20 protein-coding genes are annotated in these 24618 nt (G+C 69.7%); 15 read left to right on the forward strand and 5 right to left on the reverse strand.

What is annotated here, in order from left to right; all coding sequences use genetic code 11:
- Positions 1-4: 4 nt before the first annotated feature.
- A complete protein-coding gene (gene prfH / locus ACLJOK_RS25550; protein WP_410821120.1) occupies positions 5-622 on the reverse strand; it encodes a peptide chain release factor H in 618 nt (205 codons plus the stop codon).
- Positions 619-1806: an RNA ligase RtcB family protein gene (locus tag ACLJOK_RS25555; RefSeq protein ID WP_410821121.1), complete on the reverse strand. Its 1188-nt coding sequence runs from the start codon at positions 1804-1806 to the stop codon at positions 619-621. Before ACLJOK_RS25555 ends, prfH begins: the two co-directional genes overlap by 4 nt.
- A gap of 172 nt (positions 1807-1978) precedes the next feature.
- Here ACLJOK_RS25555 and ACLJOK_RS25560 point away from each other — a divergent pair, with 172 nt between their 5' ends.
- Complete coding sequence (locus ACLJOK_RS25560) at positions 1979-2509, forward strand: adenylate kinase (protein ID WP_410821122.1); 531 nt, start codon at positions 1979-1981, stop codon at positions 2507-2509.
- Positions 2510-2599: 90 nt separating this feature from the next.
- On the opposite strand, the gene ACLJOK_RS25565 is transcribed toward ACLJOK_RS25560, so the two are convergent.
- Both ACLJOK_RS25565 and ACLJOK_RS25570 read right to left on the reverse strand, forming a co-directional pair.
- Positions 2600-3760, reverse strand: a complete 1161-nt coding sequence (locus ACLJOK_RS25565; protein WP_410821123.1) for an ice-binding family protein — start codon at positions 3758-3760, stop codon at positions 2600-2602.
- Positions 3761-3999: 239 nt separating this feature from the next.
- Positions 4000-4653, reverse strand: coding sequence for a methyltransferase domain-containing protein (locus ACLJOK_RS25570; protein ID WP_410821124.1), 654 nt, complete (start codon positions 4651-4653; stop codon positions 4000-4002).
- A gap of 119 nt (positions 4654-4772) precedes the next feature.
- On the opposite strand from ACLJOK_RS25570, the gene ACLJOK_RS25575 reads away from it, so the two are divergent.
- Positions 4773-5528, forward strand: coding sequence for an SDR family oxidoreductase (locus tag ACLJOK_RS25575; RefSeq protein ID WP_410821125.1), 756 nt, complete (start codon positions 4773-4775; stop codon positions 5526-5528).
- Positions 5529-5537: 9 nt separating this feature from the next.
- Here ACLJOK_RS25575 and ACLJOK_RS25580 read toward each other — a convergent pair whose 3' ends face one another.
- Positions 5538-7739: a hypothetical protein gene (locus ACLJOK_RS25580; RefSeq protein ID WP_410821126.1), complete on the reverse strand. Its 2202-nt coding sequence runs from the start codon at positions 7737-7739 to the stop codon at positions 5538-5540.
- Positions 7740-8115: 376 nt separating this feature from the next.
- Here ACLJOK_RS25580 and ACLJOK_RS25585 point away from each other — a divergent pair, with 376 nt between their 5' ends.
- From ACLJOK_RS25585 to ACLJOK_RS25645, 13 genes are all read left to right on the forward strand, one after another.
- Positions 8116-9264 (forward strand): FUSC family protein, encoded by a 1149-nt coding sequence (locus ACLJOK_RS25585; protein ID WP_410821127.1) that lies wholly within the window; start codon positions 8116-8118, stop codon positions 9262-9264.
- A gap of 91 nt (positions 9265-9355) precedes the next feature.
- Positions 9356-9880 (forward strand): hypothetical protein, encoded by a 525-nt coding sequence (locus ACLJOK_RS25590; protein ID WP_410821128.1) that lies wholly within the window; start codon positions 9356-9358, stop codon positions 9878-9880.
- Positions 9881-9950: 70 nt separating this feature from the next.
- Entirely contained in the window at positions 9951-10793 is an 843-nt protein-coding gene (locus ACLJOK_RS25595) for a DUF4097 family beta strand repeat-containing protein (protein ID WP_410821129.1), read from the forward strand.
- Between the two features lie 33 nt (positions 10794-10826).
- The gene (locus ACLJOK_RS25600) at positions 10827-11804 is read left to right on the forward strand and encodes an ATP-binding cassette domain-containing protein (protein WP_410821130.1); all 978 of its coding nucleotides are present in this window, start codon (positions 10827-10829) and stop codon (positions 11802-11804) included.
- On the forward strand, positions 11801-12589 hold the full coding sequence (locus ACLJOK_RS25605; RefSeq protein ID WP_410821131.1) for an ABC transporter permease: 789 nt from the start codon (positions 11801-11803) through the stop codon (positions 12587-12589). Before ACLJOK_RS25600 ends, ACLJOK_RS25605 begins: the two co-directional genes overlap by 4 nt.
- 768 nt (positions 12590-13357) lie before the next feature.
- The gene (gene araB / locus ACLJOK_RS25610) at positions 13358-15040 is read left to right on the forward strand and encodes a ribulokinase (protein ID WP_410821132.1); all 1683 of its coding nucleotides are present in this window, start codon (positions 13358-13360) and stop codon (positions 15038-15040) included.
- Positions 15037-15729, forward strand: a complete 693-nt coding sequence (locus tag ACLJOK_RS25615; RefSeq protein ID WP_238682221.1) for an L-ribulose-5-phosphate 4-epimerase — start codon at positions 15037-15039, stop codon at positions 15727-15729. The genes araB and ACLJOK_RS25615 overlap by 4 nt, the downstream gene beginning before the upstream one ends.
- Positions 15730-15857: 128 nt before the next feature.
- On the forward strand, positions 15858-16862 hold the full coding sequence (locus ACLJOK_RS25620) for an ABC transporter substrate-binding protein (protein ID WP_410821133.1): 1005 nt from the start codon (positions 15858-15860) through the stop codon (positions 16860-16862).
- 188 nt (positions 16863-17050) lie between these two features.
- Positions 17051-18592, forward strand: a complete 1542-nt coding sequence (locus ACLJOK_RS25625; protein WP_410821134.1) for a sugar ABC transporter ATP-binding protein — start codon at positions 17051-17053, stop codon at positions 18590-18592.
- Positions 18589-19659, forward strand: coding sequence for an ABC transporter permease (locus ACLJOK_RS25630; protein ID WP_410821135.1), 1071 nt, complete (start codon positions 18589-18591; stop codon positions 19657-19659). The genes ACLJOK_RS25625 and ACLJOK_RS25630 overlap by 4 nt, the downstream gene beginning before the upstream one ends.
- Positions 19656-20645, forward strand: coding sequence for a galactofuranose ABC transporter, permease protein YjfF (gene yjfF / locus ACLJOK_RS25635; protein ID WP_410821136.1), 990 nt, complete (start codon positions 19656-19658; stop codon positions 20643-20645). The genes ACLJOK_RS25630 and yjfF overlap by 4 nt, the downstream gene beginning before the upstream one ends.
- A gap of 26 nt (positions 20646-20671) precedes the next feature.
- The gene (gene araA / locus ACLJOK_RS25640; RefSeq protein ID WP_410821137.1) at positions 20672-22174 is read left to right on the forward strand and encodes an L-arabinose isomerase; all 1503 of its coding nucleotides are present in this window, start codon (positions 20672-20674) and stop codon (positions 22172-22174) included.
- Between the two features lie 343 nt (positions 22175-22517).
- Positions 22518-24614, forward strand: a complete 2097-nt coding sequence (locus tag ACLJOK_RS25645; protein ID WP_410821138.1) for a family 43 glycosylhydrolase — start codon at positions 22518-22520, stop codon at positions 24612-24614.
- The last annotated feature ends 4 nt before the right edge of the window (positions 24615-24618 follow it).

Genomic DNA, 24618 nt, shown 5'->3' on the forward strand with positions numbered 1-24618 from the left:
CCGGTCACCGGGGCGTCGGACGTTCCACCCGCACCGGATCGCCGCGAACCAGCTCGTCGTGGATGCGCCACCGGGCGGTGGTGACGGCACGTCGCGCCGCCTCGTCGCCCTGCTCGAGGCGTTGGCGCAGCAGGTCCAAGGCGATGCGGCGGTTGAGGCTGAACTGACGCTCCTCGTCCACCACGACCACCAGGCCCGAAGGGCGGTGCGTTGCGCGTACCGCCGTGCTGGCCTTGTTCCGGTGCTGACCACCCGGCCCACCCGTGCGGCAGGCGACGATGTCGACGTCCGCCTCGCGGAACGTCGTCGGCCGGGCGTCGCTTTCGGGCGGCTGGGCGGTGACGTACCAGTTCTTCCGGCCGACGCCCGACCGGTACGGGCTGGGGGCCTGCCAGCACAGCGTGCCGGTCCAGGAGGCCGCGAACGCCTCGGCGTCGACGCCGGAGATCCGGATCAGCACCGACCGGTAGGTGCCGGCGCGGTCGCCGGGCACCGCCTCGACCTGCTGGATCGTCAGACCTCGGCGGACGCCCTCGCCGCGCAGCCGGTGCAGCAGTTGACTCAGTGCCCAGGCGCACTCCTGTGGCCCACGCCCGGCCGACAACAACAGGAACGCGGTCATGACCGGCCTCGCCGGCCACGGTGGCCCCGCCGGTCCGGCCGTGCGGCGGACCCGAGGTCGGGAGTCTTGTAGGTGACCACTGGCGTCGTGCTGACCACCGGCGTGGCCAGCTGATGCTCCACCAGGTCGGCGATCACCTGCTCGATGCGCTTGTACGCGGTGGGCGCCTCCTCGAAGAGCAGCTGCCGATCACCGCACACCACAAGCGATCCCACCGGGGTACGGCGTAGCTCCTCGACCGTGTGCTTGGCCCGGCCCCGCCGCAGGGCGTCGGCGCGAGACATCTTGCGGCCAGCGCCGTGGGCCACCGAATGGTTGGCCTCCGGCCCGGCGTGCGCGGCCACCAGGTAGGACGCCGTTCCCCGGGTACCGGCGATCAGAACATCGCGCCCGTCGCCCGGCGCCGCGCCCTTGCGGTGCAGGTAGACCCCGTCCCGGACCTCGACCAGGTTGTGGCACTGGTCGACGATCGACGCGGTGGGCTCGGCCCCCAACGCGTGCGCCACCCGGGCGGCCAGCACCCGGCGGTTGAGCGAACCCCAACGCACGGCGTCGTCGTGCATGCCAAGGTAGGCGGCGGGGTCGGGCGCCGCCCCGGCGGCGTGGACCTCGGTGTGCGCCCGCAGGATCCGCTCGCCCAGGCCACGGGAACCGCTGTGCACGATGAGCACCAGATCGCCCGTGTCGAGCCCGAGTCGGCCCGCGTGCCGTACGTCGAAGACGGTGTCGACGCGGGCCAGCTCCACGAAGTGGTTGCCCCGGCCCACCGTCCCGAGACCGTCCAGGTGACCGGCCGGAACGTCACCGTCGACGGCGGCCCAGGCGGGGTCGTCGGCGTCGCGTACCGGGTCGAGCGCCTGGTCGAGGTCGGGGAACCGGGCGGCGAGCCGTTCCGGTACGACCCGCTTGAGCTTGATCGGAAACACGGCGATGCCGCAGCCGATGTCGGAACCCACCAGGAACGGGTACAGCACTGTCGACGCCATGGCCGCGCCGATGGGCGCGCCCTTGCCGGGATGCAGGTCCGGCATCGCGGCGACGTGCCGCATGCCGTCCAGGGCGGCGACCTGTTGACACTGTGCGAGCGCATCGGACTCGATCCAGCTCGCGGGTGAGGCGAACACCGTGACGGTGGCCGGGGCGGACGGGGGCAGGGCCTCCCGAGGGAGGTGGTGCTGGGACAAGGAGGCTCATCTCTGGCTGCAAACGCGAAAGCGGACGGCGTCACGGCCCCCGGGAGGCGTCACCGGTGGCGCGGAGCAGGGGGTGGAGTCCGTCAGTACGTCATGGATGACACTCTGGCCGAGGCGCGCCAGGCACGACAACCGATTTTCCTTCACGACGTACGCTGCCGCGATGAGCGCACCGCGTCGCATCCTGGTCTACGGGGTGTACGGCTCCGGCAAGTCCACCCTCGCGGCGCGATTGGCCGAACACCTCGGACTGCAGTGGTATCCGGTGGACGATCTGCTCTGGCAACCGGGCTGGGTCGAGGTGCCGGTCGCCCAACAGCGCAGCCGGATCGAGGAGGTCTGCCGACGGGACCGCTGGATCATCGACGGGGCGTACCACGGCTGGCGGGACGTCCCGATGGCCCGCGCCGACCTGGTCGTCGGCCTGGACTATCCACGATGGCGCTCGTTCGGACGGTTGCTCCGCCGCACCGTCCGCCGGGTGGTCACCGGCGAGGTGATCTGCAACGGCAACCGCGAGTCGCTGAGCAGTGTGCTGTCCCCGGATTCGATCCTGGTGTGGCACGTCACCGCGTTCGGCCGGGCCCGACGGCGGATGCGGGCCTGGCAGGCCGACCCGTCCGCGCCGCCCGTGGTGTTGCTGCGCTCCCCAGCGGAGCTGGACGTCTGGCTGGCCGGGCTGCCCCGCCGGTGAGGCGCGCGAACGTCGTCGGCCCACTCCCGATGGGGAGCGGGCCGACGACGTGACGTGGCCCGGCCGGGATCACACCGGCCGGGCCACCGTTCAGGACTCCAGGCGTCGACGCCGGGCCAGGAAGAACGCGACAGCGCCCAGCACGACCATCACACTTCCGACGCCGGTCATGGCCGGGACCGCACCGCTGCCGGTCACCGGCAGGATGGGGTGCTTGCCGCCGCCACCAGGTTTCCCGGGAGGTCCGGGGGGTCCGGACGGACCAGGTGCTCCGGGGCTACCGGGTGCTCCGGGGCTACCGGGTGCTCCTGGGCTGCCGGGTGCTCCTGGGCTGCCGGGTGCTCCTGGGCTGCCGGGTGCTCCTGGGCTGCCGGGTGCTCCTGGGCTGCCGGGTGCTCCTGGGCTGCCGGGTGCTCCCGGGCTGCCGGGTGCGCCGGGGCTACCGGGCGGGCCGGACGGGCCGGGCGGGCCGGTGGGCCCGGGTGGGCCGGTCGGTCCGGGCGGGCCCGTCGGCCCGGCGCAGATCGGTGCGGTGATGGTGTTGGTGTCCAGGGTGACGGCCTCGGTGCGCGCCAGCGCGCGGCCCTGGAGGGTCGCGCCCGTGGCCATCGTGATCGCGGCCTGAGCCATGATGGTGCCCACGAACGTGGTGCCGGTGCCGATCGTCGCCGAGCTGCCGATCTTCCAGAACACGTTGCAGGCCGACGCCCCGTTGGTCAGGACGACGCTGCTGTTCGACGCCGTCGTCAGCGAGGAGTCGACCTGGAAGATGAACACGGCCGACGGGTCGCCCTGGCCGTTGAGCGTCAACGCTCCGGTCAGCTGGGCCGCTCCGATCCGGTAGACCCCGGCGTTGAGCGTGTTGCCGCCGAGTTCCGCCGGAAGGTTGGTGAACGGGGTCCGGCCGGCGGCGTCGTTGAAGGCGATGGTCAGGTCGCTCTGGGCCTGGAGTGCGACAGCGTCGCCGAGGTGCACCTCGCCGCCGATGGTTGCCGTTCCGAACCCGGACGAGGTGTTTCCCGGGAATCGCCCGAGACTCTGGGCCAGGAAGCTGGGGCCGGTGTTTGTGGGCTCCGCTCCGGCCAGGACGGAGAAGTCGGCCGCCGTTCCGAGATTGACCGGTGCGTCCGCGGCGTTGGCGGCGGTCGAACTGAAGAGCAGCAGGCTTGCTGCCACCGTGGCGGCGGCGCCAGCCGCGAGCGTCGGCAGGACCACCCGCCGCCGTAGCCAATGTTTGGGTTTAGCTGTCACAGAACACCCTCCGTGGGTACTACTCGCAGGAGACGTCCAGCGAGTGGCGTCCTGCGTGATACGGCTGTATGGCGCCGATAAGCGCGCTGACCACCACATCACGCCAGGTGTTCAAATGTGGGCAAAACGGAAACAATAGCCGAGGTGTATCTATCTGAATTGGACCGACTTTCGCGTTCGTGTTCGCCGCCTCCGCGACGGGCGGGCCGGTGCGGCCAGGCGGCCGAGCGGATTTCGGCCTATCGCTGGACCGTCGGGACCGGCCTGACCGCTCGGCCGAGGACGCAGGGGGAGGAGGGACTGTTGCTGGTGGCCGGGAAACGGAACCTGCGCAGCTCCTCCACCTCGAAGCCGGCCGCGCCGATCGCGGCGACGGTGTCGCGGTTGGTGTGGCAACCGGCGAACAGCTTCGGCCAGAGCGTGGCGTCGACCAGTCGTTGGGCGCGGTGCAGACCGGTGGACTCCTCGGCGGCCACGTGCTCGAAGAACCGCACCTGGCCCCCGGGGCGCAGCACCCGGCTGATCTCGGCCAACGCGCTCGCCTGATCGGGCACTGTGCACAACACCAACGCGACCACCGCCGCGTCGAACTCGCCGTCCCCGGCGGGCAGCGACTCGGCCAGACCGTCGACGACAGTGACCGGAACCGGCGAGGCCGACGCGACGCGCTCGGCAGCGGCACGCAGACGCCGCTCCGGCTCGACAGCGAGGACCTGGGTCACCCCCGCCGGGTAGTGGGCGAACATTCGCCCGTTGCCCGCACCGATCTCGATCACCCGGCCGGACAGGCCGGCGACCAGGTCCCGCCGGAACGCCGCCGTGCCGGCGCGGTCCATGGCGACGCTGAGCCGCTCGTAGACCCGAGCGAACACCGGGTGGGACACCGTGGCCACGTCGACCTCCTGATCTCCGTTGAACTGTTCTCTGGCGATTGTCCTGCATCCGCGCACGCTTTCCGTCTTACTGGTTGGCAGCACGATTCAACTCAGTGCAGACAGGACGTGGTTCGGCCATGAAGATCGTCGTCATCGGGGGCAGCGGCCTCATCGGTTCCAAGCTCGTGGACCGCCTCGGCGCCCAGGGTCACGAGGCGGTGCCGGCATCGCCGAAGACCGGCGTGAACACCCTGACCGGCGAGGGAGTGGCCGATGCGCTCACCGACGCCGAGGTCGTCGTCGACGTGTCGAACTCGCCGTCGTTCGAGGACGCCGCCGTACTGGAGTTCTTCGAGACCTCGACCCGGACGCTCCTCGCCGCCGCGTCGGACGCTGGGGTGAACCACTACGTGGCGCTCTCCATCGTGGGGTGCGACCGGATCCCGGACAGCGGGTACATGCGCGCGAAGGTCGCCCAGGAGAAGCTCATCGTCGCGTCCGGACTCCCGTACTCGGTGGTGCACGCCACCCAGTTCTTCGAGTTCCTCCAGGGCATCATCGACACCGCCACGGACGGCGACACAGTGCACCTCGCACCGGTGCTCATTCAGCCGATGGCCGCGGACGACGTCGCGGCCGCGGTGGCCGAGGCCGCGCTCGGCGCGCCGACGAACTCCGTGGTCGAGGTCGCCGGCCCGGAGCAGTTCCGCCTCGACGAACTGGGCCGATCCCTCCTCGCCGACAAAAAGGACCGTCGTTCGGTGGTGGCCGACCCCGACGCCCGGTACTTCGGCGCCAAGCTGGGCGAACGCTCCCTCGTCCCGGCCGACGGTGCCCGCCTCGCCGGCACCGGCCTGGACGACTGGCGTACCCGGGCGGGCCGGGGACACTGAGCCGGACCGCTACCTCGACGTCCCGGGCGGTCCGGCCCGCCCACCGAGGCGCCGCACCAACTCCTGTACCGCCTCGGTGAACGGCTCGTCCGACTCGCCCGGCCAGTGCCCGCGGATGGCTGGGGCGACGCTGTCGCCGGGGGGCGCCACCAGGCCGCCGGGATCAGCCTGTCGGCGATCCACTCCGGTTGCCGGGTCCCCGGTGCTGAACGACGCGGGTGACGGGCTCGGAGAGAAGATCCAGCCACCGATGGGGTCGGTGTCGCGCCACAGGTTCACCCAGCGCCAACCCACCCGCCGGCCGATCTCGTGCAGTGCCGCGTCGTCGACGTAGGCGGGGAAGAGTCGTGCGTAGAGGCGGCGCAGCGGAGATCCGTGGGTGAGCAGGGCGACCCGGTCGCCGATCTGGGGCGGCAGCCGGAGCACAGTGGCGGCGAGCAGGACCGAGCCGTGGCTGTGCCCGGTGAGCAGCACCGCGTCGCCGCGTTCGACGAGGTAGGTGATCCGGCGGACCAGCTCCGGCACGGCCCGCTCGGCGTAGCAGGGCGGCGCGAACGGGTGGGCGGCCCGGGGCCAGAACGTGCCAAGATCCCAGAGCACACCGATGTGCCGGCGGTACGGCTCGGTCCGGTACGCGAAGATGCCGCCGATGATCAGGCCGAGGATGATCGCCGCGACCACCCAGGCAGCGAACACGATGGCGAACGTGATCGCCGTCGCCGGCACTCCGATGTTCCGCTCGATGACGTCGCCCGGGAACTGCCCGAGCAGGCCGATCGTGGTGGTGGCCGTACCGAGTCCGGCGAGGCAGCCGTAGACCACTGCCAACGGCACCAGTTTCTCGGTGAAGCGAGCCCGGGCTATCGCGTCCCGGACCTGCCGCAGTCGGGGCCCTGCCTCGGCCGGCGGGTTCGGAAAGTCGCGCGCGACGATCGCCGCGGCGGCCCGCCGTCGACCGCGACGGGAGATCAGGATGACGAGGCCGGCGACGATCGCGGTGATCAGCACCGCGCGGAAGAAGCCGTAGATCGCCCAGACGTAGGCCCGGGGTGGGCCGGCGGCGACGCCCTCCGCGGTTGGCACGTCGCGATCCAGGAAATCCGCCACCCGGCCGACCAGTTCGGCCGAGTACGCCACCGCCATGCTGATCCCGGTGGCGGCGACCACGAGAGCGCCCAGCCCGAACAGCGGGATGGCGCTGCGCTCCCGGCACTGCTGCCAGAGCAGCACCACGCCCAGCGCGGTCAGCAGCGTCGTCTGGGCCGCGAACAGACCAGTCAGCGTCGAGTCGTAGCCGGGGAGTTCCCGCTCCTCAGGCCAGGGTTGCGAACTGGTCAGCACGTGCGCCACGACGACCACGGTCAGGATGATGGCAGCGGTCCGGAGGATGCGGGTGACCCGGTCGAGCCGTTTGTCGCCGGGGGCCCGGTCGATCAGGGGCGGCGTGCAGAGCAGCCCCACGCAGCCCGTCAGGATCACCCCCGTGACCGCCGTCAGCGCGATCGTGGCCGCCGAAGCGCCACTCGCGCCGCGGGCCAGGAGCAGTGCGAGGTCCAGCGTCGCGAAGGCCACCGCGACATGGATGGCGCGCAACCGGCCCACCAGTGGCTCGGCGTCCCACTGACCGAGGGTGCCGAGTCGGGACGCGGAGACGTCCTCATCGGGTGCGCGAAACGCCTCGAACGTTCGCTCCGGTCGGCAGCTGACCCGCCAGATCAGGCCGATCGCGGCGGCCGGGACCAGCGCGAGCACCGCCAGCCGCAGTCCGACCGGCCTTCCACTCAGCCAGGACAACCAACTGCGTCCGGACGGGCAGTCGGGCGACGCCAGACATTTCCAGCCGACGAGGTCCAGGGCGACGCCGGCGATGGCGAGCACGTACAGCACTGTGAGCGTGAGTGCCAGCAGCCGGCAGAGGGACTTGACCACCGCCTCGGCGCCGGGGTTCGCCGGGCGCATCCAGATCGCGACGTTGACAAGCATGAAGGGGAGCAGGAAGACCACCGCCAGGGTGCGGGCCACGGTGCCGGAGGGCAGGTCACCCCAGCGGTACGCCTCAAGCGTCACCCCGGGCACGCCGGTGTTGTCCGGGCACCGGTGGCGCACCCGGTAGAACCCCCCACTGCGGTCGCCGGCGACCTGCCCGGTCTGTCCCTGGTCCAGCACCTGTGCGGCACTCGCGCCGGAGACTCCGTGCACCCGAAGTTCCACGACGCCACCGGAGCTGCCCGGCCCGCTCAACCGCTCTGGTCCATCCAACGTCCCCCCGAGGCGTCTCGCCGTCTGTCCCGCGACCCAGCCTCGACGGCACGCGCCGGGTCCGCCGACCGCGGTGACGGCCGGGCCGGTTCTACCCGAACCAGACCCGCTCAACCTCGACCGGCCGGGGCGCTACCACCCAGGCAGGGCCGGACCGGCGGTCACTGCCGCTTCGGGTACGTCGGTTCGCGCGGTCTCCGCCCACGCACGAGACCCGGCCGAGGCCGACCGGCTCTGGGCGTACGCCGAGAAGGCGCTCGCCTCGCGCTGAGGACGGCGGGGCCGTTCCGGCGAGGATTGATCCGGTCGTGGCGGGGTAGGTGCCGCCATGGTCGCTGCCGGTCGGCGCGGAGCGGACGCGGGCCCGTCGACCGTCGCCCGGTGGTGGGACCGCGTGGTGGCCGTGTTGCGCGAGCGGGTCCGTCGGGTACGAACCATCGGCGGCCTGGCCCTCCAGGCTGGCCTGGCGGCGGGGCTGTCCTGGTTTGTGGCGCATTCGCTGCTCCACGTGTCGCAGCCGGTCTTCGCGCCGATCTCCGCCGTCTCGACTCTGGCCGCGTCCGTCGGCCAGCGGTTGCGTCGCACCGTCGAGCTGATCATCGGTGTCACCGTCGGGGTGCTGATCGGCGACCTGCTCCTCCTGGTGATCGGCACCGGGTGGTGGCAGCTCGCCCTGATCGTCGTGCTGGCGATCGTCGTCGCCCTCTTCCTCGCGGGTAGCGCGGCGGTGGTGATCCAGGCCGGGGCGACGGCGGTGCTCATCGCCACGCTCAGCCCGGCCGTCCGGGATCTGGAGATCCCCCGGTTCGTGGACGCGCTCGTCGGGGGAGGAGTGGCGCTGTTGGTCACCGCAGTGTTGCTGCCGCTGAACCCGCTGCGGGTGCTCAACCGGGCCGCGCGGCCGGCGTTGGATCTCCTCGCGTCCCAGCTCGACGCCACCGCCGAGGCACTGACCGAGCGGGATGCCGCTCGGGCCCGTACCGCCCGGGGTGAGCTGCGGCAGAGCGCGGGCCGGTTGAAGGCGTTCGTCGAGGCGACCCAGGGCGCCCGGGAGGCGAGCACCCTGTCACCGGTGTACTGGCATCAACGGCATGGGCCGGTGGGCCGCTACGCGCAGGCGGCGGAGCCGATCGACAGGGCGATGCGCAACAGCGGCACCCTGATCCGACGATCGGTGACGCTCATCGAGGACGGCGAGCCGGTGCCGGAGTCGTTGCCGACGGCGGTGGCCGATCTCGCCGAGGCGGTCCGCCTGCTGAAGCGGCAGTTCGCCGCCGGCAACGAACCGAACCGGGCCCGGGAGCAGGCGCTGCAGGCGGTTCGGACGGCCGGGCACGCCTATCGGGACGGCGTCGGCTTCTCCGGTGCGGTGGTGGTGGCACAGGTCCGGACGACTGTCAGTGACCTCCTGGTCGCCTCCGGGCTGAGCCAGGAGGACGCGAATCACCTGGTCCGAAGGGGTTTCGGCGACGTCTGAGAGTCAGCTGACCCCGGCTAGAGCCACGAGGCGGCACCTTCCTGAGCCATGACTGTTGCACTTTGAGCCAAAGTGGTGCCATGATGGTGCCATGGAGCTGAGGTCATACGTCGAGAACCTGCGTAACGAGTTCGCCGTGGCCGCGGAGGGCGTGGACCCGGAGGCCCGGGCGTTGGCCGAACGACTCTTCGCGCAGTTGGAGGCGGCCACCCGTCTCACTCTGCTCGAAGCGCTGTCGGACGCGGCCGACGAGATCACCCGTGACCTCGCACCGGGTTCGGTGCACGTTCGGTTGCGGGGGCGCGAGCCCGACTTCGTGGTGACACCGGCCAGCCTGCCGGTCGAGGTGGTGAGCGAGCCCAGCGGCCCGCCGCCGCTGTCGGTGCCGGTGTCCGCGCCCGACGGTGACGAGGGCGGCACCTCGCGGATCAACCTGCGGCTCCCCGACCACCTGAAGGCCAGCGTCGAGGACGCCGCCGGCCGCGCCGGTCTCTCGGTCAACGCCTGGCTGGTGCGCGCCGTCGCCGGTGCCATCGGTGCGGGCGATACGGAGCGTCGTCCACCCCACCGGCCGGAGCCGCGCTCCGGCCAGCACTTCACCGGCTGGGCCCGCTAACTTCCCGTACCCCTTCCACCACGCCGCTGACCAGCGGCGACCTTCGCCGACCACAATTCGGGAGACCACCATGCCTGTTTTCGAGACACCAGAACCGATCTCCGTCCAGATCGAGCTGCCGATCGGCGATGCCTGGATCGCCGCGAGCGACCGCACCGACACGGTGGTGACGGTGCGGCCCCGCGACCCGTCGAGCAAGGCCGACGTGAGCGCCGCCGAACAGAGCACCGTCGAGTTCTCCGCCGGGCGACTGGTGATCCGGGTGCCGAAGAGCTGGCGCCGCTACGGGTTCGGCCCCGGGCCGTCGGTCGACGTCCAGATCGAGGTGCCGACCGGGTCACGGGTGTACGCCGAGGCGGCGTGGGCGGCGTTCCGCTGCGAGGGTCGGCTCGGCGAGTGTCGGATCAAGACCGGCAGCGGCATCCGACTCGACGAGACCGGGCCGTTGGAGATCGACAGTAGCCACGGCGAGGTCGCGGTGGAGCGTGTGCTGGGCTCCGCCCGGGTGAAGGCCTCGTCCGGCAAGGTGCGCATCGGCGCGGTCGACGGCACCGCCGAGATCAAGAACTCGTCCGGCGACTGCTGGATCGGCCGCAGCGCTGGCGACGTCCGGATCAACACGGCCTACGGCGATATCACTGTGGACGCGTCCCAGGCCTCGGTGACGGCGCGCACCGCCTACGGCAACCTCCGGCTGGGTGAGGTCACCCGCGGCGCGGTCGACGTACAGACCTCCTACGGCGCGATCGAGGTCGGCATCCGTCGCGGGACCGCGGCCTGGCTCGACGTCAGTTCCAAGCACGGTCGCGTGCACAACGCGCTGGAGTCGACCGACAGCCCGGCGCAGACCGACGAGACGGTCGAGGTCCGGGCGAACACCTCCTACGGCGACATCATGATCCGCCGCGCCTGACCCACCGCCCCGCCGACCACAAATGAGGAGACCATGACCAGCTCCATGAACCCCGCGATCGTCGCCACCGACCTGCGCAAGTCCTACGGCGACAAGGTCGTGCTGGACGGCATCGACCTGATGATCACCGAGGGCACCATCTTCGCGTTGCTCGGTCCGAACGGCGCCGGCAAGACCACCACAGTGCAGATCCTCTCCACCCTGATCGACGCCGACGGCGGTAACGCCCGCGTCTTCGGCCACGACCTGACCCGGGAACCCGACGCGGTACGCGCGCTGATCGGCGTCACCGGCCAGTTCTCCGCCGTCGACAACCTGCTCACCGGTCGGGAGAACCTGACCCTCATGGCCGACCTGTGCCACCTGGACAAGGCCGCCGGTCGGCGGCGGATCGCCGACCTGCTCGACCAGTTCGACCTGAGCGACGCTGCGGGCAAGCCGGTGTCGACGTACTCCGGCGGCATGCGCCGCCGGCTCGACCTCGCGATGACCCTGGTCGGCGAGCCCCGCGTCATCTTCCTCGACGAGCCGACCACCGGCCTCGACCCGCGCAGCCGCCGGGCCATGTGGCACATCATCCGCGCACTCGCCGCCGAGGGCGTGACCATCCTGCTCACTACGCAGTACCTGGAGGAGGCCGACCACCTCGCCGACCGGGTGGCGTTCCTCGACCATGGCCGGCTGATCGCCGAGGGCACGCCGCGCGAGCTCAAGCGGCTCATCCCGGGCGGCCACGTCGTGTTGCAGTTCGCCGACCAGGAGGGGCTCGACTCGGCGGCCCGGACGTTCGAGGCCGCCACCCGGGACGACGCGGCGCTCACCCTCCAGGTGCCGAGTGACGGCGGGGTCGGTTCGCTGCGATCCCTGCTCGACCAGCTCGACAGCGCCTCGATCAGCGTGGCGGGGCTCTCCGTGCACACCCCCGACCTCGACGACGTCTTCCTCACCCTCACCGGTCAGCCTGACACCCGGGCCAGCCGACCCGACCACGAAAGGGCTCCCGCGCGATGAGCACCCTCTCCCTCGCCGTCCGCGACTCGAGCACCATGCTGCGGCGCAACCTGCTGCACATGCGGCGGTACCCGTCGATGACGGTCCTGCTCATCGGCATCCCGATCATCATCCTGCTGCTCTTCGTCTACGTCTTCGGCGGCACGCTCGGCGCCGGCCTCGGCCCGTCCGGCGACCGCTCCCAGTACGCCAACTACGTCACCCCCGGCATCCTGCTCATCACAGTGGTCAGCGCCGCGCAGGGCACCGCCATCTCGGTCGCGATGGACATGACCGAGGGGATCATCGCCCGGTTCCGCACGATGTCGATCTTCCGACCGTCGGTCCTGACGGGTCACGTGCTGGGCAGCCTGGTTCAGACCATGCTCAGCCTCGCGGCCGTCATCGTCGTGGCGCTGCTGGTCGGGTTCCGGCCCACGGCCAACGCTGTCGAGTGGCTCGCGGCGGTCGGCGTCCTCGCCATGATCACCTTTGCGTTGACCTGGCTGTCCGTCGCCCTCGGTCTGGTCAGCGACAGTGTCGAGACGGCCAGCAACCTGCCCATGCCGCTGATCCTCCTGCCGTTCCTCGGTAGCGGGTTCGTCCCCACCGACTCCATGCCGACCGCCGTGCGGCTGTTCGCGGACTACCAGCCCTTCACGCCCGTCATGGAGACCCTTCGCGGCCTGCTGCTGGGCACCGGGATCGGCGCCAACGGGGTCATCGCGGTCGTCTGGTGCGCCGTGATCAGCGTGGGCTGCTTCTTCTGGGCCAAGGCCCTCTACAACCGCAACCGGACGGTCTGATCCGACCGGCGCGCTCGGTCCCGCCATCGCAGGCGGAGAGCCGGCGGCTCGGCCCACAGGGGTCGGGCCGCCGGCTCGTGGCGTCGTGCGACCGGCGGCGCGAGTGCGTGGTCGGGCGGCGGGTCGGCGGCGCGAGCACGTGAAAGGGCGGCGGATTGCCGGCGCGAGTACGTGATCGACTCGACTTTGGTGAAGGTGGCCGATTACGCCGCTGCCTATTCCGCGACATCAAGGAGCGCGAGTGGATCTTGCTTCCGGGGTCGCCCGACGCGCCGTTGGGCGCGTGGGCCGACCGGGCGGCGCGGGCACACCAAGACGTTGAATGTTATCGATAACACCGGGCTGTCGTCCGGCTTCGCGCCGGGCGCGTCGCCCTCCGGAGCGCTCAGCCATGAGCCCGCATGGTCGTCGATGGCTGTCGGGCGGATCCGAGCACGCGACCGCGACGCCCCGGGAATGTTATCGCTGCCATCATTGCCGGGGGGAGAAGTGGTCGGTATCGGACGGCGACGCCGCAATGTGCGGCGCACCGGACCTGTCGCGCCGCCTGTCGACGGGTCTCCGGTCGATTCTCGTTCCGGGCGACGGTCCCATTCGTCGGATGGCTGCCGCAGTTGACGCCAGAATCACATGGTTTGCACCGGTCCGCTATCTACCCTCCCGAGTCGGTCCGACTTCCGCGTTCCGTTACGGAGCTGTTGCGGCTAGATGTCTTGACGAGCCTGGATGTGAGCGTTAACACTATCCCCGTTAACGGTGGAGGTGAACATGAACCGTGTGGACGGAGCTGACGACCGCTACGTCGTCGGTGTCGACTACGGCACCCTGTCCGGGCGAGCTCTGGTGGTCCGTGTCGGCGATGGTGCCGAGTTGGGGACCGCGGTGCACGAGTACGGCGACGGCGTGATCAGCACGGCGCTTCCGGGAGGTCGAACCCTGCCCCCGGACTGGGCCCTGCAGAACCCACAGGACTACCGCGACGTGCTGCGGTACGCCGTCCCGGCGGCGGTGTCCGCCGCGGGGGTGGACCCGGCGGCGGTGGTCGGCATCGGCATCGACTTCACCGCCTGCACCGTGCTGCCGACGCTCGCCGACGGCACCCCGCTGTGCGAGACCCCCGAGCTGCGCGACCGACCGCACGCCTGGGTCAAGCTGTGGAAGCACCACGCCGCGCAGCCGCACGCCGACCGGATCAACGCGTTGGCCCACGAGCGGGCCGAGCCGTGGATCGGCCGGTACGGCGGCAAGATCTCCGCCGAGTGGCAGTACGCCAAGGGCCTTCAGATCCTGGAGGAGGACCCGGAGGTCTACGACCGGGCCGAGCGCTTCATCGAGGCGGCCGACTGGATCGTCTGGCAGCTCTGCGGCACCGAGACCCGCAACGTCTGCACGGCCGGCTACAAGGGCATCCTCCAGGACGGTCAGTACCCCTCCGAGGGCTTCCTGACCGCGCTCAACCCCAACTTCGGCGACTTCGTGGCCAAGCTGGACGGCCCGTTGCTGCCCCTCGGCGCCCGGGCCGGCGCGCTCACCGCCCAGGCCGCCGCCTGGACCGGCCTGCCGGAGGGGATCGCGGTGGCCGTCGGCAACGTCGACGCGCACGTCACCGCGGCGTCCGCGCAGGCGGTGCAGCCCGGTCGGCTGGTCGCCATCATGGGCACCTCGACCTGCCACGTCGTCAACGGCGCGGAGGTCGCCGAGGTGGCCGGCATGTGCGGTGTGGTGGACGGCGGCATCAGCCCCGGCGCGTGGGGTTACGAGGCTGGGCAGAGCGGTGTCGGCGACATCTTCGGCTGGTTCGTCGACCACGCTGCCCCGGCCGGCATCGACTCGCACGAACGCCTCACCGAGCTGGCCGCGAGTCAGCCCGTCGGCGCGCACGGCCTGATCGCGCTGGACTGGTGGAACGGCAACCGTTCCCTGCTGGTCAACCACGATCTCAGCGGGATGATCGTCGGCATGACCCTGGCCACCCGGCCAGCGGACATCTACCGGGCCCTGCTGGAGTCCACCGCGTACGGCACCCGGATGATCATCGAGGCGTTCGTCGACGCCGGGGTGCCGGTGAACGACCTGGTGATCGCCGGTGGTCTCACCAACAACGCGCTGCTGATGCAGATCTACGCCGACGTGACCAGGCGACCGCTGAACATCATCGCCTCGGCGCAGGGGCCGGCGCTGGGCTCGGCGATCCACGCCGCCGTCGCCGCCGGTGAGTTCCCATCGATCCACGAGGCGTCGCAGGCGATGGGTCGGGTGCACGAGGCCGTCTACCGTCCGGACCCCGAGCGGGCCCGCGCCTACGACGCCCTCTACGCCGAGTACCGGGCGCTGCACGACCACTTCGGTCGTGGCGGCAACGACGTCATGCTCCGCCTGCGGGCGATTCGCAACGCAGCGGTCGAGACCGCCGCGACCACCCACGAGGCCCCGCTGGAGGTGGTGGCGTGAACGCCGAGGTGACCCGACAGATCGGCGAGCTGCGCGAGACCGTCGCCCGCCTGCACGCCGAGCTGACCCGGTACAACCTGGTCGCCTGGACGTCGGGCAACGTCTCCGCGCGGGTCCCCGGCCAGGATCTGATGGTGATCAAGCCGAGCGGGGTGAGCTACGACGATCTCACCGCGGCCACGATGGTGGTGTGCGACCTCGACGGCGTTCTCGTCGAGGGCGACTTCGCCCCGTCCAGCGACACCGCCGCCCACGCCTACGTCTACCGGGCCATGCCCGAGGTCGGCGGGGTCGTGCACACGCACAGCTCGTACGCGACCGCCTGGGCCGCGTGTGGGGAGTCGATCCCCTGCCACCTCACGGCGCAGGCCGACGAGTTCGGTGGGGAGATCCCGATCGGCCCGTTCGCGCTGATCGGCGGTGACGACATCGGCAAGGGCATCGTCGCCACGCTCGCCGGGCACCGCTCGCCAGCGGTGCTGATGCGCAACCACGGCGTGTTCACCATCGGCCGCGACGCCCGCGCGGCGGTCAAGGCGGCGGTCATGTGCGAGGACGTCGCCCGCACCGCGCACCTGGCCCACACCCTTGGGCAGCCGGTCCCGATGGCCCAGGCAGACATTGATGCTCTTTATGACCGTTACCAGAACGTCTACGGTCAACAACCAGTCGCACCGGCGGGTTCCTGACCCTGCACCGATCGTCCGAGACCCGTCGGTCTGCACCACGACGCACCAGCACGCACCACCCGCGTACGCCGCTTTTCGCACCTCGGCGGTTGGCGCGGTTACCCACCACATCCAGCCAAGGAGATTCGATGGGAAAGATGCGAACGCAGTCTGCTCCGTGGCGCGCTGCCGCGGTCCTCGCCAGCGTGCTGCTGGTCGGCGGCGTGGCGGCCTGCGGCAATAGCGACACCGGCGGCGGCGGCACCAAGGACGACGGCAAGATCACGATGGGCTTCTCGCAGGTCGGTGCGGAGAGCGGGTGGCGTACCGCGAACACCATCTCGATCAAGGAGGCCGCCACGGCGGCCGGGATCGAGCTGAAGTTCGACGACGCGCAGCAGAAGCAGGAAAACCAGATCAAGGCGATCCGCAACTACATCCAGCAGAAGGTCGACGTGATCGCCTTCTCGCCGGTGGTGGAGTCCGGGTGGGACACCGTGCTCAAGGAGGCCAAGGACGCCAAGATCCCGGTCATCCTGACCGACCGCTCGGTGGACTCGGCCGACAAGTCGCTGTACAAGACCTTCCTCGGCTCGGACTTCGTCAAGGAGGGCAAGCTTGCCGGCGAGTGGCTGGTCGAGCAAAAGAAGACCGCCTCGGGTCCGGTGAACATCGTCGAGCTGCAGGGCAGCACCGGCGCTGCACCGGCGAACGACCGTAAGAAGGGCTTCGCTGAGGCGATCGCCGCCAATCCGAACCTGAAGGTCATCGCCTCCCAGACGGGTGACTTCACCCGGGCCGGCGGCAAGCAGGTCATGGAGCAGTTCCTCAAGGCCAACAAGCAGATCGACGTGCTGTTCGCGCACAACGACGACATGGGTCTGGGTGCTCTCGAGGCGATCACCGCCGCGGGCAAGGTGCCGGGCAAGGACATCACCATCATCACGATCGACGCTGTCAAGGACGGCATGCAGGCTCTCGCCGACGGGAAGTTCAACTTCATCGCGGAGTGCAGCCCGCTGCTCGGCCCACAGCTGATGGACCTCGCCAAGAAGGTCAAGGACGGCCAGGAGGTGCCTGCTCGGATCGAGACGCAGGAGACCACCTTCACGTCCGCGCAGGCCAAGGAAGCTCTGCCCAACCGTAAGTACTGATCGACGACGGGGTCGCCGCGTTCGCGTGGCGGCCCCGCCGCGTCGCTTCCCTACCCGAAACGGACCGGGCTTGGCCCGCGACGACCCCCGTACCACGCCCGCCCGAGCGCCCCTCAGGGGCGACCGGGCGGGCGTGGCGGGAGCGTAGCGGCCCTTCCGTGTCGAGAACCCAGAAGAGGTCTGATGGGATGACGGATAGCCGTCCGGTCCTGACGATGACCGGGATCAGCAAATCCTTCCCCGGGGTGCGCGCACTCCACGACGTCAACTTCCGGCTCTTCCCCGGCGAGGTGCACGCCCTGATGGGCGAGAACGGCGCCGGCAAGTCGACCCTCATCAAGGTGCTCACCGGCGTCTACGACACCGACGAGGGCGCGATCACCCTCGATGGTGAGCCCGTGTCGTTCACCGGGCCGATGCAGGCCACCGCCGCCGGTGTGAGCACCGTTTTCCAGGAAGTCAACCTCTGCACCAACCTCTCGGTGGCGGAGAACATCTTCATCGGCCGTGAGCCTCGGCTCTTCGGCGCCGTCCGTTGGGGTGAGGTCCGCCGCCGCGCCCGGGCCCTGCTGTCCCGCCTCGACCTCGACCTCGACGTCAGCGCGCCTCTCGGCTCGTACTCCCTGGCGATCCAGCAGATGGTCGCCATCGCCCGCGCGATCGACATCAAGGCCCGGGTGCTGATCCTGGACGAACCGACGTCCAGCCTCGACGCCAGTGAGGTGGCACAGCTGTTCCGCATCATGCGGCAACTGCGCGACGAGGGAATCGCGATCCTGTTCGTGACGCACTTCCTCGACCAGGTCTACGAGATCGCCGACCGGATCACCGTGCTGCGCAACGGCGGGCTCGTCGGCGAGTACCTCACCACCGAGCTGCCCCAGCTCTCCCTGGTCGAGAAGATGATCGGCAAGGAGCTCGACGTCCTGGAGGGCATCGAGGAGCACTCCCGGCGGGACCTGGCCGCGCTGGAGGAGGGCACCCCCCTGGTGGCGGTGTCGAACTTCGGTCGGGCGGGTGCGGTCGAGCCGTTCAGCCTCACCATCCACGCCGGCGAGGTGGTGGGCCTGGCCGGCCTGCTGGGCTCAGGGCGTACCGAGGTCGCGCGGTTGTTGTTCGGGGCTGACCGGACCGACGGCGGTCAGGTGACTGTCGACGGCACGGCGAGCAGCCTGCGCACCCCCGCGCAGGCCATCGACCACGGTGTGGGCTTCTGTTCGGAGAACCGCCGGGCCGAGGGGATCGTCGCGGATCTGTCGGTCCGCGAGAACATGATCCTCGCCATGCAGGCTGCCCGCGGTTGGCTGCGGCCCATTCCGCGTCGCCGCCAGGACGAGCTGGTCGACAAGTACGTCAAGGCCCTCAACATCCGGCCCGCCGACCCGGAGGTGCCGGTACGCAACCTCTCCGGCGGCAACCAGCAGAAGGTGCTGCTGGCCCGGTGGCTGATCACCGAGCCACGACTGCTGATCCTCGACGAGCCGACCCGGGGCATCGACATCGGCGCGAAGACCGAGATCCAGAAGCTCGTGACGCAGCTGTCCGACGGGGGCATGGCGGTGCTCTTCATCTCCGCCGAGCTGGAGGAGGTGCTGCGCCTCAGCCACAAGGTGGCCGTGATGCGGGACCGGCAGATGGTCGCGCAGCTCGCCAACGACGAGAGCCTGGACGCCGACCGCATCATGCAGACCATCGCCAGCGGAACCCACCGGGAGGAGGCAGACCGATGAACGACACCATGAGCCGCTACCGGACGATGATCGGTCACCGGCTGTTCTGGCCCGCCGCCGTGCTGTTCGTCATGCTTGCCGCGAACACGATCTACCGGCCCGGGTTCCTGTCCATCGAGCTCAAGGACGGGCACCTCTACGGCACGCCGATCGACATCCTGCGGCTGAGCGCACCGCTGATCCTCGTCGCGCTGGGCATGACCCTGGTCATCTCCACCGGCGGCATCGACCTGTCGGTGGGCTCGCTCTGCGCGATCAGCGGCGCGATCGCCTGCATGTACATCAGCAAGCAGCCCGACCAGAACAGCCTTGGCGTGGTGGTGACCGCCCTCGCGATGGCGATGGGCGTCTCGCTCGTGCTCGGCGCCTGGAACGGGGTGCTGGTGGCCGTGATCGGTATCCAACCGATCATCGCCACCCTGATCCTGATGGTCGCCGGTCGGGGCCTCGCCCAGCTGATCACCGAGGGCCAGATCATCACCATCAACTCCGAGCCGTACCGGGCGATCGGCCTGGGCCACGCGTTGACCCTGCCGCTGGCCATCTTCATCGCGCTCGCCGCGGCACTGCTGGTCGCCGCGTTCACCCGTCGCACCGCCCTCGGCATGATCATTGAGTCGGTGGGCGGCAACGCCATGGCCAGCCGGCTCGCCGGCATCCGTTCCGGCCGGGTCATCTTCCTGACGTACGTGATCAGCGCCGCGTGCGCCGCGGTCGCCGGTTTCATGATGACGGCCAACGTCTCCAGCGCCGACGGCAACGCCGCCGGCCTCTGGGTCGAGCTGGACGCGATCCTCGCGGTCGTCATCGGCGGTACGTCCCTCGCGGGCGGTCGGTTCTTCCTCAGCGGCACGATCATCGGCGCGCTGATCATCCAGACCCTGACCACCACTGTGTACGCCATGGACATCTCACCGCAGACCTCGCTGCTGTTCAAGGCGGTCGTCGTCATCGCCGTCTGCCTCATCCAGGCGCCGGCCTTCCGGGCCCGGTTCAGCCGGCGTAGGCGCAACTCCCCGCCGCCCGCCACCATCGCCGACAAGCCGAAGGAGCAGGTGCCGGCATGACCACTGGAACGCTTACCGCCGGTCGTACCCGGTTCCGGCTGCCGAGGAAGCAGATACCGGTCCTGGCGACCCTCGCCCTGCTGCTGGTGATGTACGCCATCGGCGTCTCGCAGTACACGGCGTTCTCCAACGTCCAGGTCATCTTCAACGTCTTCATCGACAACGGCTTCCTGCTCGTCGTCGCGGTGGGCATGACCTTCGTGATCCTCACCGGTGGCATCGACCTGTCGGTCGGTTCGGTAGTCGCCATGACGGCGATGGTGTCGGCCGCGCTGCTCCAGGACGGGATGCCGGCGGCGCTGGTGCTGGTCATCGCCCTGCTCATCGGCCCGACGCTCGGCCTGTTGATGGGCTGCGTCATTCACTTCTTCGAGATCCAGCCGTTCATCGTCACGCTCGCCGGGATGTTCTTCGCCCGGGGTATGTGCACCTTCATCTCCGGCGCGTCGATCCCGATCACCGACGGTTTCTGGACCTCGATGTCGCAGGAGCGGATCGGGAACCCCCAGGGCAACTTCGTGTCGATCAGCGTGCTGGTCGCCTTCGTGGTGGTCGTCATCGCCGCGTACACGCTGGCCTACACCCGGCTGGGCCGCAACGTGTACGCCATCGGCGGCAACCCGCAGTCGGCGCTGCTGATGGGCCTGCCGGTGGGGCGGACTCGGATCGCCGTCTACACGATCAGCGGTCTGTGCTCGGCCATCGGCGGGATCCTGCTGTCCTTCTACACTCTCTCCGGCGCGCCGCTGATCGCCGTGGGGATGGAGCTGGACGTCATCGCCGCCGTCGTCATCGGTGGCACTGTGCTCACCGGCGGCGCGGGTTACGTCTTCGGCACGGTGCTCGGCGTGCTTGTCCTCGGCGTGATCCAGACCCTCATCACCTTCGACGGGAGCCTCAACTCCTGGTGGACCAAGATCGTGATTGGCGGTCTGCTCTTCGCGTTCATCCTCCTCCAGCGCCTCATCGGAATCCGTTACAAGTGACCGCCCCTCTCGCGGAAGGCAACTCCATGGCACCACACACCGAACCCGAGATCTGGTTCCTCACCGGCAGCCAAGGCATGTACGGCGAGGAGACGCTCCGCCAGGTGGCCGAGCAGTCTCGCCAGATCGCGGCAGCACTCGACGACTCGCCGCAGATTCCCGCCCGTGTGGTCTGGAAGCCCGTCCTGACCAACAGCGGTGAGATTCTGCAGGTCTGCCGGGACGCCGCCGCTCAGGGTGCCGTCGGGGTCATCGCCTGGATGCACACGTTCTCGCCGGCCAAGATGTGGATCTCCGGACTGGACGCGTTGCAGACGCCGCTGTTGCACCTGCACACCCAGGCCAACGTTCTGCTGCCGTGGAACGACATCGACATGGACTTCATGAACCTGAACCAGGCTGCCCACGGCGACCGGGAGTTCGGGTACATCCAGACGCGTCTCGGTGTGGCCCGTAAGACGGTGGCCGGGCACGTCAGCGACCCGCGGGTGACCACTCGGATCGGGGCATGGGCCCGCGCCGCGCTGGGCTGGTCGGCGATGCGGTCGCTGCGCCTGGCCCGCTTCGGTGACAACATGCGCGACGTCGCGGTGACCGAGGGCGACAAGGTCGAGGCCGAGCTGCGGTTCGGGGTCTCGGTCAACACCTACGGCGTCAACGACCTGGTCGAGGTGGTCGGCGAGGTCACCGACGCGCAGGTGGACGACCTGGTCAAGGAGTACGAGGACACCTACCGCATCGTCGGCGAACTGCTGCCCGGCGGCGAGCAGCACGACTCGCTGCGGTACGCCGCGCGCGTGGAGTTGGGCATGCGCGCCTTCCTGGACGCGGGCGGGTTCCGGGCCTTCACGACGAACTTCGAGGACCTCGGGGGGCTGCGTCAGCTGCCGGGCATCGCCGTGCAGCGCCTGATGGCGGACGGCTACGGCTTCGGTGGTGAGGGCGACTGGAAGACCTCGGTCCTGGTCCGCACCCTCAAGGCGATGTCGGTGGGCGTGAGCGGCGGTACGTCGTTCATGGAGGACTACACCTACGACCTCACCCCGGGCAACGAGCTGGTGCTCGGCGCCCACATGCTGGAGGTCTGCCCGACCATCGCCTCCGACGTGCCCAACGTGGAGATCCATCCGCTGAGCATCGGTGGCCGGGAGGACCCGGTCCGGCTGGTGTTCGACGCCGCGCCCGGTCCGGCCGTGGTGCTCGGGCTGGCCGACATGGGGGAGCGCTTCCGGCTGGTGGCCAACGAGATCGACGTGGTGGCGCCGCCGCAGCCGCTGCGCCGGTTGCCGGTTGCCCGGGCCGTCTGGCGTCCGCGCCCCGACCTGCCGGTCTCGGCCGAGTCGTGGATCACCGCTGGCGCACCGCACCACACAGTGCTGTCGCAGGCGGTGGGCGTGGAGGAGCTGCACGACCTCGCGGAGATGAGTCGCACGGAGCTCGTCGTCATCGACGCTGCCACGGAGCCCCGCCGCTTCGCCGACGAGCTGCGCTGGAACCAGGCCTACTACCGGCTGGCCCGCGGCTTCTGATTCGCGCGGCTCGGCCGCACCTCGGACGGGTGGTCCGTCCCTGCCTGAATTTCCTCGGGCAGGGGCGGACCACCCGTTTGCGTATCCGTTAGCACGGTCACGAGCTGATTGGGTTACGTCTTGACTAAGGCCGTGTTATCGCTCACAGTCTATAACCAAGACGGTCGATGTCTGTGGCTGGCCCGGCCGCGATCATCTCTCTCCCCGTGTTCGGTAGATCAGTGCCCTGGACCACGGTGAGTGATGTTAGCGATCACATTGTGCGATCAGGCCAGCTCGGCACACCGCCCAGTGCCGTGGATGACGACCCGGGCCGTTCGGAACGCACTGTCAGAGGAGGATCATGGTTGCCATCGGTCGGGTTCCCTGGACAACACCAGCGCGGGGGCGTGGTCGGCTGTCGCGACTCGTCGCCGCCGCGGTCGCGGTGGTGGTCGGCGGCGCTCTGGCGGCTGTCGCGCCGACCGCCGCGTCAGCGGCGACGGTCGACACCAACGCGTGGTATGTGCTGGTGAATCGGAACAGTGGTAAGGCGTTGGACCTGTATGCCTCGGCTACGAATGACGGGGCGCGGATCAGTCAGTGGACGCGTAACAACGGGGTCAATCAGCAGTGGCAGTTTGTGGATTCCGGGGGTGGCTACTACCGGGTCAAGTCGCGGCACTCGGGCAAGGTGCTCGATGTCAGTGGGTTTTCCACCGCTGACGGTGGTGCGGTCGTGCAGTGGGCTGATCTGAACGGGACGAATCAGCAGTTCCGGTTGGCTGACTCGGACGGTGGTTATGTTCGGTTGATCAATCGCAACAGCAGCAAGGCGGTGGAGGTGCAGGGCGCGTCCACCGCTGACGGTGGGAACGTGGTGCAGTACGCCGACTGGGGTGGCACCAACCAGCAGTGGCAGCTCGTCCAGGTGGGCGGCAGCGACCCCGGCACTCCCGGCACGTCGTACTCGAACCCGGTGGTCTGGCAGGACTTCGCCGACGTCGACATCATCCGCGTCGACAACGCCTACTACATGTCGGCGTCCACCATGCACTACTCGCCTGGCGCGCCGGTCCTGCGCTCGTACGACCTGGTCAACTGGGAGTTCGCCGGGCACTCCGTACCCAAGCTCGACTTCGGCTCGAAGTACGACATGAGCGGCGGTAACGCCTACGTCGACGGGATCTGGGCCTCGACGCTGAACTACCGGCCGAGCAACCGGACGTACTACTGGGCCGGGTGCATCGACTTCGCGCAGACCCACATCTACACCGCGTCCGCCGTCGACGGCACCTGGAGCAAGCACACCACCATCCCCAACTGCTACTACGACGCGGGGATGCTGATCGACGACAACGACACCATGTACGTGGCGTACGGCAACGGCACCATCAGCGTGGCGCAGCTGTCCGCGGACGGGAAGTCCCAGGTTCGGGCCCAGCAGGTGTACACCACGCCATCGAGCATCGGGACGCTGGAGGGCGCCCGCTTCTACAAGCGCAACGGCGCCTACTACATCTGGCTCACCCGCCCGGCCAACGGCCAGTACGTGCTGAAGTCGACGAACGGCCCGTTCGGCCCGTACGAGCAGCGTCAGGTGCTGCTCAACCTGCCCGGCCCGATCTCCGGTGGCGGTGTGCCGCACCAGGGTGGGCTCGTGCAGACCCAGAACGGCGACTGGTACTACATGTCCTTCGTCGACGCGTACCCCGGTGGTCGGATGCCGGCCATGGCCCCGATCACCTGGACCGGCGACGGCTGGCCCGTGCTGCAGACGGTCAACGGCACGTGGGGCAGCACGTACCCGAAGCCGAACCTGCCCGCGCCGCCCCGGGCGGTCAAGCCGCTCACCGGCTCCGACACGTTCGCCGGCACCACGCTCGGCCCGCAGTGGGAGTGGAACCACAACCCGGACAACAGCAAGTGGTCGGTCAACAACGGGCTGAACCTGCAGACGGCCACCGTCACCGGCGACCTGTACAAGGCGCGCAACACGTTGACCCACCGCATCCAGGGCCCCACCTCGACCGCGACGATCGAGTTGGACTACTCCACCATGCGCGACGGTGATCGCACCGGCCTGGCGGTGCTACGCAACTCGTCGGCCTGGATCGGAGTCCGACGGGACAACGGGTCCACCCGACTGGTCATGCAGAACGGGCTGACGATGGACGGCAGCTGGAACACCACCAGCACCGGCAGCGAGGTGGCGAGCACCGCCGTCTCCGGCGGCCGGATCTGGTTGCGCGCCAACGCCGACATCAGACCCGGCTCCGGCCGGCAGGCCCGTTTCTCGTACAGCACCGACGGGGTCAACTTCACCTCGTTCGGCAACGCCCTGACGTTGGCGAACAACTGGCAGTTCTTCATGGGCTACCGATTCGCCATCTTCAACCACGCGACACAGGCGCTCGGTGGCGCGGTCACCGTGCGGCGGTTCGACCTGACCACTCCGTGACACC

Source organism: Micromonospora sp. 050-3, assembly GCF_046549335.1.
Taxonomy (GTDB): Bacteria; Actinomycetota; Actinomycetes; order Mycobacteriales; family Micromonosporaceae; genus Micromonospora; species Micromonospora trifolii.